Annotated in this window: 12 protein-coding genes; 5 read left to right on the forward strand and 7 right to left on the reverse strand. The window is 57.6% G+C overall.

All coding sequences use genetic code 11. From position 1 onward, the window contains the following. Positions 1–11 precede the first annotated feature (11 nt). A complete protein-coding gene (locus ABH945_RS03570; protein WP_429249729.1) occupies positions 12–1,109 on the reverse strand; it encodes a hypothetical protein in 1,098 nt (365 codons plus the stop codon). A gap of 5 nt (positions 1,110–1,114) precedes the next feature. Then, on the reverse strand, positions 1,115–1,807 hold the full coding sequence (locus ABH945_RS03575; RefSeq protein ID WP_429249730.1) for a hypothetical protein: 693 nt from the start codon (positions 1,805–1,807) through the stop codon (positions 1,115–1,117). Between the two features lie 231 nt (positions 1,808–2,038). On the opposite strand from ABH945_RS03575, the gene ABH945_RS03580 reads away from it, so the two are divergent. Further along, complete coding sequence (locus ABH945_RS03580; protein ID WP_429249731.1) at positions 2,039–3,814, forward strand: hypothetical protein; 1,776 nt, start codon at positions 2,039–2,041, stop codon at positions 3,812–3,814. Positions 3,815–3,901: 87 nt separating this feature from the next. Here the strand turns inward: ABH945_RS03580 and ABH945_RS03585 are convergent, their stop codons facing one another. Further along, a complete protein-coding gene (locus ABH945_RS03585) occupies positions 3,902–4,861 on the reverse strand; it encodes an SOS response-associated peptidase family protein (protein WP_429249732.1) in 960 nt (319 codons plus the stop codon). A 3-nt stretch (positions 4,862–4,864) separates the two neighbouring features. Continuing rightward, complete coding sequence (locus ABH945_RS03590; RefSeq protein ID WP_429249733.1) at positions 4,865–5,146, reverse strand: hypothetical protein; 282 nt, start codon at positions 5,144–5,146, stop codon at positions 4,865–4,867. 89 nt (positions 5,147–5,235) lie between these two features. On the opposite strand from ABH945_RS03590, the gene imuA reads away from it, so the two are divergent. The 3 genes from imuA to ABH945_RS03605 are packed head-to-tail and all read left to right on the forward strand — an operon-like array spanning position 5,236 to position 10,498. Next, positions 5,236–5,949: a translesion DNA synthesis-associated protein ImuA gene (imuA, locus tag ABH945_RS03595; protein ID WP_429250360.1), complete on the forward strand. Its 714-nt coding sequence runs from the start codon at positions 5,236–5,238 to the stop codon at positions 5,947–5,949. Then, positions 5,873–7,336, forward strand: a complete 1,464-nt coding sequence (locus ABH945_RS03600; RefSeq protein WP_429249734.1) for a Y-family DNA polymerase — start codon at positions 5,873–5,875, stop codon at positions 7,334–7,336. Before imuA ends, ABH945_RS03600 begins: the two co-directional genes overlap by 77 nt. A gap of 12 nt (positions 7,337–7,348) precedes the next feature. Further along, the gene (locus ABH945_RS03605; RefSeq protein WP_429249735.1) at positions 7,349–10,498 is read left to right on the forward strand and encodes an error-prone DNA polymerase; all 3,150 of its coding nucleotides are present in this window, start codon (positions 7,349–7,351) and stop codon (positions 10,496–10,498) included. A gap of 125 nt (positions 10,499–10,623) precedes the next feature. Here ABH945_RS03605 and ABH945_RS03610 read toward each other — a convergent pair whose 3' ends face one another. Both ABH945_RS03610 and ABH945_RS03615 read right to left on the reverse strand, forming a co-directional pair. Continuing rightward, positions 10,624–11,673: a hypothetical protein gene (locus ABH945_RS03610; protein WP_429249736.1), complete on the reverse strand. Its 1,050-nt coding sequence runs from the start codon at positions 11,671–11,673 to the stop codon at positions 10,624–10,626. Between the two features lie 581 nt (positions 11,674–12,254). Next, the gene (locus tag ABH945_RS03615) at positions 12,255–12,902 is read right to left on the reverse strand and encodes a LysE family translocator (protein ID WP_429249737.1); all 648 of its coding nucleotides are present in this window, start codon (positions 12,900–12,902) and stop codon (positions 12,255–12,257) included. Positions 12,903–13,002: 100 nt separating this feature from the next. Between ABH945_RS03615 and ABH945_RS03620 the strand changes: the two genes are divergently transcribed. Then, positions 13,003–13,851 carry a LysR substrate-binding domain-containing protein gene (locus ABH945_RS03620; protein ID WP_429250361.1) on the forward strand — a complete coding sequence of 283 codons (849 nt, stop codon included), beginning with the start codon at positions 13,003–13,005 and terminating at the stop codon, positions 13,849–13,851. A gap of 575 nt (positions 13,852–14,426) precedes the next feature. Here the strand turns inward: ABH945_RS03620 and ABH945_RS03625 are convergent. Continuing rightward, positions 14,427–14,747, reverse strand: coding sequence for a DUF4148 domain-containing protein (locus ABH945_RS03625; RefSeq protein WP_429249738.1), 321 nt, complete (start codon positions 14,745–14,747; stop codon positions 14,427–14,429). Between the last annotated feature and the right edge of the window lie 24 nt (positions 14,748–14,771).

Consider the following 14,771-nt stretch of genomic DNA (forward strand, 5'->3'; position numbering starts at 1 on the left):
CGCACAATTCGTCAATAAATGAGTGTGCTGTCGAGCGTTCTCCTTGCACGTGCTAGCGCGAGCGAGCGGTCGAATAAGAATTGCTGACTCGTATCATATTCAGCGGCAACGTTGTTAATCGTATCGTTCAACTCTGACCGTAGCGCCGTTACAGCATTCACTTTCTGAGCCGTATCGAGAATGAAGCGACTCCCATCCGGCGCTCTCAAACTCTTGGCGTACGAAGGGTGGTCCTCCAGTTGGTGCAGATGTTCGTCGACACGGCTTAGGAGCGTCAAAGGAAGGTAGGGATTAACTTTGAGCTTCTCGTCCTGCATGTGATAGATAAGCCCTGCGATTTCATAGCTCGATAGCCCGATGTCGGCATCTGCGTCACGGCAAAGACACTTTAATAATCTGATAGCTTTCTTTGCCGATTCGTCCGTCGCCTTGTCTTTTGCATCGATAAGCATCATGTGCTTAAAGGGGCTGTTGCGTAGCGTCGTGTGGGCGTGTTTATCGAGAATGGCAACGTCTCGAAAGTATTCCAGGTGCAAACGTTGGTAGTCGAGCGTATCAATCCAGTGGGATGGGACAACATCGACCTTGCGTGCTAGGGACCCTCCCGAGACGGCAATGGCCTTCGCGCCACTCGTGTCAACGTCAGCGGCTGGATATTTCTGCGCGAGATATGTTTCACAGTAGGTTCGCAAGTCCATGAGCTCTTTGAGCATCGATTTCGGACCTGTCGCGAAGTTGTAGCTATTTGGCTGGATGGTTGGCTGGTCGACCTGGCAGTACCAAGTTGCCAGCACGAGTAAGTCAACGTCAGAAGACGAGTAGATGTGGACATTCAGCGGCACGGAGCCTTGCAGCCGGGTTTCAACTGCATAGACCTTCTGAGAAGTGAGTTGGTCAGCAACACGCTGGCCATCACGCAGCGAAATCCTTGTGTATTCAGGCGGCACCTGTGCCATACAGCCCAACGCATATCGCGTCGCGTCCCCTTTGCCCTTCGTCTCAAACGACTCCGTTACCGGCCTTGGCACTGAGTCAAACGTCATGCCTTTGACCGTTGGTGTGCGCCGATTCCGTAGTTTTTGGAGCTTATCCGAATATTTTGTGCTCATTGGCCTCACTCTACTTTTGTCAGCCGCATCTCTCCGTGCGTGACGCGCCCCATATTGTTGAAATAGAACCCTTCCGCGCTCTTCCCATCATCACTGAACTTCAGCTCGCAGTAGCCATAGTGCGACTCCAGCCCGTCCGTGGCTCTACTTCGAACCGAAGGCGTATTCGCATACGAGTACATCAGAAGTGCTCGACCATCAATGTCCTGTAGCGCCGCAGACTTACTGAACGATTCCGAAGAGGTGGTCTGCAGCCGCACACCAATCTTCGTCCATTGCTGATTGATTTTTATATTCGCCGTCCAAGGACGCGGCTTACCCTCGGGAGCGAGATTTTCAGCCGGGCCTAGGGTCGTTGCTTCAACCTTCCAGTCACCGCTGATGTCGTGGAACTTGAATAGCTTTCTGCACAGCCAGTTTCGCCAAAACCAATGATTAAAAATCCAGTACAGGACGGCGAATGCTATGGCTGCGTCCAAGGTCTTTGGAATCCCGCTATCCAGCGAAGGATAGAAGTGGTTGACTAGGTCAGTGATTAAACCGAGATGAGAGGTGTACAGCGCGGCCGCGGCGGTGATAACCGTGCCAATGTACTGGAAGATTCTTCCCCGGTCGTGGTCAAGAATAGAGTATTCGTGGTCCGCCATTTTTTGAGCGTGACTTTTCTCGAGAAAGTGTCCGCCGGAGCAGCGAATCATAGATGCGCGCTGCGTGCGCCGACGTAAGCAATCTTACCAAGCATACGCAGCATGTGACGGAAATTTTTGCTGCACTCTGCAGTTCCGGCGCTGGCTCAAACGGCCATAATGCGAATTGAATAAAAGCGATAAACAGTCGTACAAATTTTTGGGTTTCAAGCGTGAGCGCTACTTGGTCGGTCATAATGCCCGGCATAGCACTTAAGAATATGCGGGGAGATATAACCACAAATGGAACAGGAATGGTTTGAATTGCGGGAAGCGCAGCGTCGTGCGCTGGCGACCTCATCGTGGGTGCCATTGCGCGCGAGCATCAGAGATGAGCGGGGGAAGTATGCATTCCCGGGCTGGATTCAAACGTTCTTCGGGCTCGGCTCGGTCGCCTGCGCTGCAGAGGATAAGGAGCATGCGCAAAAGCTTGGCTGGATGGACGCCGGCATTAGTCACTCACATAGCCCGGGCATCAACGACGACGAATACTATCCAGTTGACCTGTATCGTCGGAGCAGTGACTTTGTTGGTATCAACCTCGTCCTGGAGCAACCAGGTTGCGGGTCAAAAGGCAAAGAATGGCATCTGAGCCAAGACTTGGTCATTGCTCTTGACCTCTACCGCGAGGGTGACGTTTGGGTTCGCCCGTCTGAAGGATACGTCGAAGTCGCGAAATTGACCCGTTCGAAGGACGGCCGGCCGAACGAACTGAAAATCCGCACCGAGCATCTGAAGGATTACCTTGCCGCAAGGAAGATGGGACTCTTCACGTCCATCTACACCGACCGCGACGAAATCCTCTCTGATGCTTCACATATCGCGTGGCCAAACGGTAAGGCATCGGTCAAGTCAGATGGAATTGAGTGGGAAGGCATTGTCATGCCAATCCACGAGGGTAACGGCCACCGTTATGGGACGGAGACGGCCGTCTTTCACATCGCGAACAGCAGCGAAGCGAAGAACGACGACGTCCCAGTATTCTCCGTTCCTGGTGGCGAGAACGCGAAAAGCCAGAACTGGCGCGTCAAGTCGGAAGGTAAGAAGCTTTTTCGCGCGATGGGAAAGCTGTGGAAGAGCGAATGGATTGAGCCCGCCGATAAAAGCCCCCGGGTTCGTCGGGACCTTGTACCGGCGACAGTGTACTTTCTGACCGACGCGTCAGGCAAACGTGAGAACCGTGACACGTTGGCTGCGGAAGGTAAATGGCTGTGGTTCAGACCCGACGTTGTCAATGCGCTCCTGCGTTTCAGAGATAGCTCTCTTCATTGGTACACGTGTGATACAGGTGCCGTCGGTGCGAACTCGGACTCCACTGTACATTTCGGCATCAATGATATTGGTTTGGTTAACATCTACGCCAAAGACATGGGCCAACTAGACGACTGGCAACAGCAGGTCTGGGCGGCGCATTCTGTGGCGCCCGAAGGCAAGGTATCAGCCGAGCTTTGGGCATCACAAATGGACGCTTCTCCGGCGAACACTGAAGCCCCCGAACATGCGCTGCCGGAAGTTCTGAGCTTCATCGATAACGCGTTCAGAGAGCGCTACGGAACCGCGCTGTTTCGTCCGCATCAAGAGTATTCGGACATCGTCGGCCGCTGCCACCGGTTCAGGGGCGTTGACCAGCACGGAATGTTGGCTCTTGCCAAGGACCTCGCGCGGCTCACTGCTGACAGTATCGATGCCCAGGCATTGCAAAAAATCGTCGCTCCGCCCCAAGGACAAAAATGGGGGTCTCTGAAGTCGCTCGAGAAGGTGCTTGCTACTTTCGTTCCCGGAGCACGAGCTCACGAAATCGTCGGTCCACTTTTTGGCACCTACGATTTGAGATTGGCGGACGCACACCTCGGCGGCAAAGACCTCACGGGAGCTTACGAGAGTGCACACATTGACCGCGATGCTTTACATATTTTTCAATCGCGGCAATTGTTGGACTCATTCGTGCGAGCTCTCATCGCGATTGGTGTTGCTGTCCAAGGGGCCGAAAACGCATCGGAACCGTTCGAATCAAGCTAACGAGAGAACGTGGCTCGCGGCGCATTGCGGCATTTTTCTGGAGGGTGGACGCCACAGGGCCAAGGAGAAGATAAAGAGGCCGCGACCTCAAGCCGCTAAACGATGCTCGTAGTAAGGCCGGTCCTTATCATCGAGGATGGCGTACATCGCTTCCAAGCTTGATGCTTCGGGATTGAGCCAAGCTTCGATGTTCTCCGGCTTGATGGGGATGATGCATCGGTCGTGGCCGGCTGCTTCAATTTCGGGCGGTGGCTCATCCGTGATGGCCGCGAACGAGAGCAGGTCCGGCTGGCCAGGCTTGGTCCATCGCGACCACAGACAGGCGACGTGCATCAACTGCCGGTTACTCGGGCGAAACTCGAGGACGACGCTCTCGTCCTTGTTGTGCGTCTCAAGCAAGGTGCTTTCCATCTTCGCCTTCTTCACGTTCTCGTAGAACACCTCGACAAGCATCACGCCATGCGTGTGACCAAAGCACGGTTTCCAGAAGCCCTCCAATGAATTTTTTCGGGCGTTATACGTGCCTGGATATTTCACGTCGAAACTGGCCGGTGTGCCGGCAACCCGGCACTGGTATCGCATCGGCTTGACTACATACTCGCCGTTCTCCATCACGAGCACGGGTGCGTACCACCCCGGGAAGATGCGCGAGTCGCGAGGCTTCGATTCGGTCCGGTTGATGTCCTCGATGCGGCGTAGCGCAGCCTCGATTTTGTCGTTGGCGATTCGTCGGCTCTCGGTCGCTGCCTTCGTCACCTTCGATTGCAACTTGCGCTCGGCGTCAGTTAGGCGCGTTCGCTGCTTGAAGAGTTCCTCCTCGAGCTTCGTTTTCTGCTGGGCGCGCGTTTTGTCGATGAGTTGCCAAATGTCACGCTCGCCATCGCTCTGCTGGTCGCGGAAGGCTTCGTCGAGCGCCTTGGGCGTCTTCGCGCTACTGCCTTCTGCCTGAAGGAAGTAGAGTCGCGCAAATTCGGCGATGTCCATGTGGGCGCCGAACATCCGGACATAGCGACGGTAGTCCGCCAGGATTTGAGCCGAGTAGCACATGCGTCATCTCCGTTGACTGCACCGTGTTTCGGTCCCGATGCATGACCCGTCACATCCCCGGCAGAAGTGCCGGTCCCGCACACTATTGTCGACTCTCCAGCAGTTCACCGCGTCTGTTGCCTTCGTGCCCACCGTCCGGCCGTTCTCGCACGCGAAGAATGTCGGTTCGCCTGCCTTTCCACGCGCGACCGCCTGGTCAATGGTCGCATCCCCGAACGCGTGACGCAATTCGGCTACGAACGCTGCAATCTCCGGCATCGGGTGCTTGCGCACAGGCATGTCCATTGGCGTCTCCCGTCGCGACGAAAAAGGGGCACTTCACAAACTGGGTTTTTGATATACGATACTGTACATCCATACAGTATTTTTGCAACATGACCACCTTGCCCCAACACGTCGAGTCGATTCACCCAGCGCTCTGGCGCGGGGCGCAACTCGCGCGTGCACACGGCAGGACGGTCGATACCGGCTACGCGGCTCTGTCTGCCGAGCTTCCTGGCGGTGGCTGGCCGTTGGGCGCACTCGTGGAGTTGCTTGTTCAGCAGCCAGGAATTGGGGAGATGCGGCTCCTGAAGCCCGCGCTTGCGGAATTGAGCACGCGGCCGATTGCGCTGCTGCAGCCGCCGCATGTACCCAATTCGCTGGCGTTCTCGTATCTCGGGTTGCCGGTAGAGCGACTCATGAGATTGCGGGCACCGAAGACGGCGGACGCGCTCTGGTGCGCGGAGCGCGTACTTCAGGCGGCAAGCTGCGGCGCGCTCATTCTTTGGCAGCAGCACATCCGGACTGAGGCGCTGCGGCGATTACATCTGGCGGCGCAGGCGTCAGAAACGCTTCTTGTGCTCATCCGGCCACTGGCGAGTGCACAGGACGCGTCGCCCGCCACCTTGCGGCTCGGAGTCAGGCCGGCTGACGGTGGCCTCGTCGTCGATGTGGTCAAGCGACGAGGCCCAACACAAAGCGAAATGTTGTCCATCACCCTGCAACCGTCACCGATTCTTCTCAGCCCCTATGGCCGTGTTCGTCGCCATCTTCCTGCCCCGGCTTTCGCTGGAGGTGTTCCGTCCGAGGTGGTCACCTCGCACTGAGCATGGCTGCGTCGTGCTGGAGCGCGACAAGGTTGTGGTGGTGGATTCGAAAGCACGGGAGGCGGGTGTGCTCCCGGGAATGAAACGAGGTGGTGTGACGACGCTGTCACCTGACACCCTGATGTACGAGCGGAGCGTCGAGCGCGAGCGCGACATGCAGCGCGAGGTCGCGTTCGGCCTGCTTCGCTTCTCGCCGCAGGTCGCCGTCTGCGATGAGGAAACCATCGTGATGGACGTGACAGCCAGCTTGCGGCTTTTCGGCGGCATCCGACGCGTCTGCGCGTTGATGCGCGACGTCGTGAAGTCAATCGGCGTGACAATTCGCATGAGCGTCGCACCCACTGGACAAGGCGCCTGCCTGCTCGCAAAGCGCGGCCACTGTCGCGTGCTCAAGATGCCATCGCTCGAGCGAAACCTCAACGCGCTGCCGTTCACTGTCGTGCAGGAACTGCGCGGGTTTGCTGACTGGTTTCAAGGTCTCGGTTGCCGGGTGCTGGGCGACATCCGCCGCCTGCCGCGCGCGGGGCTGAAAAAACGTTGCGGCGTGGATTTGCTGGATGCGCTTGACCGGGCCTATGGACTGTCGCCCGAACTGTATCGATGGCTGGAGCTGCCGCCGACTTTCAGCGCGCGCACCGAGCTTCCTGACCGTGTCGAACACGCCGAGGCCATCCTGTTTTCGGCGAAGCGCCTCATCGTCCAGATGTGCGGATGGTTGAGCGCCCAACAACTCGCGCTGACCCACGCCACGGTGTCGCTCGAACATGAGCGCGGCCGCGAAGCTGTTGAGCCGACTGTTCTCGAAGTCGCGCTTGCCGAACCGACCTGGCACGAGGAGCACCTCGTCCGTCTTCTGAAGGAGCGTTTGGGGCGCACCGAACTGCCCGCTGCTGTCCTCGCGGTTCGCCTGACCGCAACCAGCACGCAGCCCGCCGAACCTCCGAGTGATTCGCTCTTTCCCGAGCCGGGCGGTTCGGCAGAAGACCACAACCGCCTCATTGAGTTGCTGGTCGCGCGACTCGGCGCGGAGAACGTGGAGCGCGCGGCGCCGACGTCCGACCATCGGCCGGAGATGGCAAACCGGTGGGTGCCCATCCAGAACGACGCAAAGGCGCAGGTCCCGCCCCCTGAGCTGCCACGTCCAACCTGGCTGCTCGAAGAACCCATCAAGCTCATGATGAAGAACCATCGGCCGTTCTACGGCTCGCCCCTCAGGCTCGTCTCGACCGGCGAGCGCATCGAAGCTGGGTGGCACGACAGTGAAGCGGTCACGCGCGATTACTACGTGGCGGAAGCGGCCGACAAAAGCTGCTACTGGATTTTTCGCGAACGGCCCGTCGTCAAAACGGAAGAAGTGCGCTGGTTTCTCCACGGCCTATTTGGATAGGACGGTGCGCTCGTGGACCTTCCATCTTCAACGCTTCCTGACTACGCGGAGCTTTTTGCCTTCACCAACTTCTCGTTCCTCCGTGGCGCCTCGCACGGGGAAGAGCTGGTGCAACGCGCCGCACAGCTTGGCTATTCGGGCCTCGCAATAACCGACGAGTGTTCACTCGCCGGCGTCGTGCGCGCACATGTCGAGGCTAAAAAAGAAAAACTGCCGCTTGTCATCGGTTCGTACTTTCAGCTTGTGCATGCGGACCGGACGCCGGCCTTCGGTCTCATCTTGCTGGCACAGAACCGTGAGGGCTATGGCAACCTTTCGGAGCTCATCACGTTGGGGCGCATGCGCGCGGCGAAGGGTGAATACCTGCTCACACCGCACGACATCTCGAAGCCTGAGAAAGGCTACGTGCATCTGAGGGGCATGCAGAATTGCCTCGCCATTCTGGTGCCGGACTTCCCGGCGAAAGAAGATACGCTAGCGGCTCAACTCGAGTGGATGAACAATGTGTTTGCGGACCGTGCATGGGTAGGGCTCACCATGCACCAGCGCGCGATGGATGACATCCACCGCGGCATCGTCGAACATGTGGCTGACCAGTATCGTGTGCCGGTTGTGGCGACAGGTAATGTCGTCATGCACGTCCGTTCGCGTAAGCCCTTGCAGGACACGATGACGGCAATCCGGCTTCGGAAGACCGTCGCCGAATGCGGATACGACCTCGCCCCCAATGCAGAAGGTCATCTGCGCTCACGCTTCCGACTGGGCAACCTTTATCCGACGCACGCGCTGTACGAGACACTCAACATTATCGAGCGGTGCAACTTCTCGCTCGACGAACTTCGTTACGAATATCCAGACGAGCTTGTACCAGATGGATTCACGCACGAAGCGTATCTGCGGCAGGAGACATACATCGGTGCACACCGGCGCTATCCAAGTGGCATTCCACACCACGTGCAGGAGCAAATAGAGCATGAGCTGCAGCTCATCCGTGAACTGGAATACGAGGCATATTTCCTCACGGTCTATGACATCGTGCGCTTCGCGCGCAGCCAGCACATCCTGTGTCAGGGGCGCGGGTCCGCTGCAAACAGCGCGGTCTGTTACTGCCTCGGCGTGACGGAGGTCGACCCTGCTCGCGGCAACATGCTATTCGAGCGCTTCATAAGCAAGGAACGTGGTGAACCGCCCGACATCGACGTCGACTTCGAGCACCAGCGACGCGAAGAGGTCATCCAGTACATCTACCGGAAGTACGGGCGAGACCGTGCAGCCATCGCAGCGGCAGTATCGACCTACCGGCCGCGCGGCGCGTTGCGCGAAAGCGGCAAGGCTCTCGGTGTTGACCCGCAGATTGTGGACAAGGTCGCGAAGTCGCATCAGTGGTTCGACCACTCTGCGGACCTGCTCCAACGCTTCGCGGAATCCGGCCTCGACCCGGAGAATCCGCTCATTGGTCTCTGGGCGAAGCTGGCCGCGCAGCTACTTAACTTCCCTCGACATCTTTCGCAGCACTCGGGCGGCTTCGTCATAAGTCGCGGCAAGCTCACGCGGCTCGTCCCGGTTGAGAACGCCGCGATGGCGGACCGGTCCGCGATTCAGTGGGACAAGGACGACCTTGAAGCGCTGGGCCTGCTAAAGATAGATGTTCTCGCGCTGGGCATGTTGTCGGCGATTCGGCGCACGCTCGACATCGTGTCTGAGCAGCGCGGGGAACGCTTCGAGATGCAGGACATACCCGCCGAAGACCCGGCGACGTACGACATGATTTCTCGGGCTGACACGGTCGGCGTGTTTCAGATTGAGTCGCGCGCCCAGATGAGCATGCTGCCACGCATGAAGCCTCGCGAGTTCTACGACCTCGTCATTGAGGTGGCCATCGTGCGGCCTGGTCCGATTCAGGGTGGCGCCGTGCATCCGTATTTGCGCCGTCGCCAAGGACTGGAACCCGTGACTTATCCCAGCGAAGCGCTAAAGGTTGCGCTTGGGCGGACGCTAGGTGTGCCCATCTTCCAGGAGCAGGTTATGCAGGTCGCCATCCTGGCTGCCGGTTTTACACCCGGCGAAGCAGACCAACTGCGTCGTGCGATGGCAGCCTGGAAACGCAAGGGTGGTCTCGACAAATACTACGACCGCATCGTCAACGGAATGATGGAGCGTGGGTACGAGAAGGCGTTCGCCGAAGCCATCTTCCAGCAGATTCACGGCTTCGGCGAATATGGCTTTCCGGAGAGTCATGCCGCGAGCTTTGCGTTGCTCGTGTACGCGAGCAGCTGGCTGAAATGCCACGAGCCCGAAGCGTTTCTTGCAGCGATGCTCAACAGCATGCCGCTCGGTTTCTATTCCGCATCGCAGCTGATTCAGGACGCACAGCGGCACGGCGTGAAGGTCTTGCCTGCGGACGTAACTGTCAGCAACTGGGACTCGGTTCTCGAAAACCGTCACGCGGCGTCGAGGCCGGCCGTACGCCTTGGTTTGTCACTGCTGAAGGGCATGAAGGACGGCGCCGCGGAGCGCATTGAAGCGGCGAGAGCCGTGAGACAGTTCGCAACGGTCAGCGACCTCGCCAGGCGCGCCCAGCTCGACCGGAAAGACCTTCAGGTTTTGGCCGCAGCGAACTCGCTGTCATCGCTTGCTGGCAATCGGCGTGAAGCACTCTGGGCATCCGTGGCCGCAGTGCCAGACCGCGACATCCTTGTCGATGCTGGCGTGGATGACGGGACGCCGGTGCTCGGCACGCCGTCGGAGGGCGAAGACATCGTCGCCGACTACAACTCGATGAGTCTCACGCTCGGTCGGCATCCGCTCTCGCTACTGCGACCGGTGCTTCTCGAACAACGTCTTGTGCCGGCAGCAACGCTCATGACCTACCGCGACGGCCGGCTTGCGCGCGGTTGTGGTTTGGTCACGGTACGTCAGCGTCCTGGAACGGCAAAGGGTGTGATGTTCGTAACCATCGAGGACGAGACCGGCAACGTGAACGTCATCATCTGGCCGTCGCTGCAGGAGAAGTTCCGCCTGGAAGCGCTCGGGGCGTCACTGCTCGCGGTGTATGGGACGTGGCAATGCGAAGGCGAGGTCCGCCACCTCGTCGCTCAACGGCTCGTCGACATGTCCCACCTTCTCGGCGGGCTCACGGCTGTCAGTCGGAATTTCTGCTGAAAATGGTAGCGCTGTGCCTAATCAGTCAAATAGGGAAGTAGTCGGTATCACTCCTCGACCACAATTAGCGCTTCCATGCACATTGGCGCTGATTTGAACACCCCTTTTTCACTAGAGATTCGCCCTTAGTCATGAGTCCAAGGCTGAGGAGACGTAGTGCCGATATAAAGGATACTGACCGGCACTTTACGGTATCTGCCCAAGAAAAATGGCACCCAATAGGAAGGCGGAAAATGTATCCAGCCCAACCTGTTCAAAGTATGAAAATAAGTAAGTTGACTGCGTACAACGTCCCTCGTCATAAACGAGGACCTTCCGTCTTGCCAAGAACGCGCCTGAACTCTTGCTCGAGACTCTTGGGCTCGATTTTGGACTAGGCTATGCTGAAATTTGTCTGCCTTAACGAGTTTCGACAAGAACTCTAGGAATTGCGTCCAGTCCCCGGGTTGCGCTGCGCCATAGTCTCGCCCCCACCCGAAGTGAAAGAAGCGTTGCAGGACGTCATCCATCGATGCCTCAAAAACGGCTCCTGATGTTGCCGTGTGGGATGGCGGACCAAGTGTATCTTGGCAGATGACCCACGCACAATCTTCGCCCCATGGGGCCGATGCAAGAACGGCTTCTTTGTTTGCAACGATACCGTATCTGGATTGTTGAGAGTTATACCCGGTAGCGAAATTAATGTCTCCCGTCGGTGGAGAAAAGGCTTTGTAGTTTGCTAAAAAGCTTTTTGTTAGCTTAAATTTTGGCCAGGATGCATAAAGCTCAAACTGCCTTATTTCTCTGGAGTCGGTAATCGCTCCCGTATTGGGTTGCTCTTTTGATTTTGCCTGGATTAGAAATCCCCGCTTCTGAACGTTCCCTCCATCGGCGACGTGTTCACGCAGCAGAACGAGGTCGGCAAGTTCAGATTTGCCTTCCTCATTCTTCGAATTCTTGAAATTCGCATACGGATTCTGATGAGCAAAGATGCCTCTTACAACCAAAGAGCTATCTTTAGGTAGCTGGCTCGATAGTGACCGCGCTATTTCGCTTACCGTATGCTGAGACAGCAACGCCTTCATGAAGGCAGCTGCAAGCTCCGGCTCTTTAGTTTTACCCTCAAGCTTTGCGGTATTCCACGAATCATTTATAACGGTCTTCAAATCATTGGCTATCATTTTTATTTTTCCCATGAACGGTCATAACGGCTTGGCAAAAGGCTGAAGTATAGAAGGCTTCGAATAGTTACCGATGACCCCGCGCTCTTTCCAACAGACATTGCAGAAGAAATTATGTACCGGGTGAACCACATATTTTCCGACTAAATTATCCAGCGACTCGCGGAAGTGGCACCCTGAGAGTATCTTGGTGTGATGGTCGCAATTCCGATGTGCAATCCGGCCCATCGGAAGCGGCTAGTAGCATCCTACATGTTCAATGGAGGCGGCGATGAGCAAAGGGACAGGCGGCAGCCAAAGTGGCGCGCGCGGCAATTCGGGCGGTGCGTCGAAGGGCTCGTCCAGCGGGGCCAAATCGACCGGGAGCGGCGGCCGGTCGGGCGGGGGCTCTTCCGGTGGCAACTGGCCGAGCACAACTGGAAACCCGTCCGGTGGTGGGCGCGGCAACGCGACACCTCGAGGAAGCCGATGACACGTTGTTTGCCGAGTCAGCAGCCATCCCAGCGATATTGATGGTCTAAATGGAAAGGCGTATCGCCAGAGTGCGGACCGGTGACCACGACGACCCTCCTTAGCGTCGTGGCGCCGCGCCGCGGTCAGACCGTGACAAGATACTTCACAGCGTCCATCGCCAGGCTTATTCCAAGCCCGCACAGCATGACTCCCATCACCCATCTCTGAACGAGCATCAGACCAGGCCTGCCCTTGAGAAATCTGGCCATCCCGCTGGACGCAATGGCGACGGAGCCGTTCGCCAGAGCGAACGCCGCAATCAACAACGAGCCGAGCGTGAGGGACTGACCAAACACATCGCTTCGTCCGTGGTCAATGAACTGCGGCAGCAGCGAAATGAAGAGCATCGCCAACTTGGGATTCAGCAGGCTGGTTGTCGCACCCTTAGCAAGCAGCCGAAGCGGTGCCTCCTGCGGCAACTGACGCACTTCGAATGGGGAGCGTCCTCCGGGCCTCACAGCTTGCCATGCAAGATAAAGAAGGTAAGCGGCGCCGGCCGCACCAAGAATCGCGCTCGCACCCGGCACTTTAAGTACGAGTGCTGTGATTCCAAACGCCGCGCTGAACATGTAGAAGAGGTATCCGAGCATTACAACGGCTAACGAGATAAGGCCAGCGCCGCGACCCTGCGCAATCGAGCGTGACATCACGTAGACCATATTCGGGCCGGGCGTAATCGCGAGCATCCCGCCCACCGCCAGAAATTGGTACATCGACGCTGAACCGTGCATTGCAGTCACCTCGAGAAGCTTGAGAACTCTATTTTCCGACTACACGCATCTGAAGAGAAACGAATTAAACTGCGTCAACTCCTCAGATTTTCTGAATAATATGAAAAAGCTCGATTTGGACGTGCTCGAGATGGTCGTAGCAGTGGCGGACTCGGGTTCGTTTGCCAAGGCGGCGCAGACAGTGTTTCGCTCGCCGTCGGCCGTCAGCATGCAAATCCGCACAATCGAGGAATCGCTCGGGAAGCAGCTTTTCGTGCGCGACACTCGCAACGTGGCGGCCACTGCGGAAGGCAAGAGACTGGCGGACTACGGACGTCGCATGCTGGAGATGCGCGATGAAGCGTGGGCCTCGGTCGTTCGGCCCGAAGTCGAAGGACAAGTCACTATCGGCGTCCCCGATGACTATGTGTCTTCTTTGTTGCCTCAGGTGCTGGCCAGGTTCGCGGTCATGCATCCACGTGTGGACATTCGCGTTATCGGATTACCCAGCATCGCCCTTGTGCCTATGTTGAAGGACAACAGCATAGACCTGGCCTGCCTGACCAAGGTAAAGGGACTGGCCGGCGAATTCATCAGGCACGAGCCAATCATATGGACGGGCACTGAGAAGCGAAAGATTTGGCTCGAGCGTCCCTTACCCATCGCAGTATTCGCGGACGGCAGCACGGCGCGCGACCATGCAGTGCGAGCGCTGAGGCGGGACAATATCAGGTTCCGGATGAACTATGAGAGCCCGAGCTTCCTCGGTCTGCTCGCCATGGTCCAGGCAGGTCTCGCGATAGCGCCTCTCGCGAAATGCAGCATCCCGCCAAATTTCATTCAGCTCACAGAGAGCGATGGCGTACCTGCGATGAATGATGTCGAGGTAGTCCTCGCGCGAAGCGCCAAATCAAATCGGCCTCCTTGCGATTATCTTGCGCAACAGATTCTGGAAGAATGGAAAGAGTGACCGTCAAACTGACTTGAGATGCAGCGACGTGGCTGACCCGCGAGGCTAACTGTAGAGCGCATGGGCTTCGGAAATAAAAGCACCTCACGTTCACGGGCGGCTTGGTTGCTTCTCGCTCGTCGCGAGTAGAATGGGTTTACGACCGGCCGTCAATAGCTGGCTCCAGTTTGCTGAAACTTATTTTCGAGCAAATCTCCCTTGCCCACGGCCAGATTTCCGCGCGCGTCCTTCCGACGCGAACTCATCACCCCAGTCTGGCGGTATACGCACTGCTGCCCGTCCCTCGATGCGGTCGCGCGACCGGTCGGACATCACCGGCAGTGGTTGCGGCACAACCGGTGCTGTGGGATAGCCTTGAGATACCGGATAGGGTGGCGAAACTATCGCCCTGAGGCGAACGGCTGACCGGCGACGCTGGCTTCGAGGGGCATCTTATGATGCTTGGAGCGTGTCTGAAGGCCTCGCTTAGGAAATGGCGGGGCTCAACTTCCCTTACCGTGCTGTCGCAACAGCGTTGGTGCGGCTCGAGCCGCTAGCGGCTCGGCCGAACAAAAAAGCCCGTCCCCGAGAGACCGTCAGGGTGCCACAGCAGGTGCATTGGTAGGTTTTTGGCCCGCAGCTTTCTGCTGCGCGTTTTGCAGATTTTGCGGGTAGTTCGATTGATTTCCCGCAGGGTTATACCCATTCTTTTCAAGCTTATTTAGTTCGGCATTCTTGGTAGCGCGCCGTGCCTTTCGGTCGGCCTTCTTCTGTGCCTTCAGCTCCTGTTTCGACATGGTGCTGTCCGAGGCCGCGCTATCGCTCGTGGCTGCGCTTGCCTGAGACATCGAAAAGGATGTAAGGCTCAGAGCTATTCCTGCTGAGATGACAAAAAGAGACAGTTGCTTGAACTTCATAAGTATCTCCGTACGGTCGCGTTA

It is taken from the genome of Paraburkholderia sp. GAS333, assembly GCF_050435665.1.
GTDB classification, from domain to species: Bacteria; Pseudomonadota; Gammaproteobacteria; order Burkholderiales; family Burkholderiaceae; genus Paraburkholderia; species Paraburkholderia fungorum_A.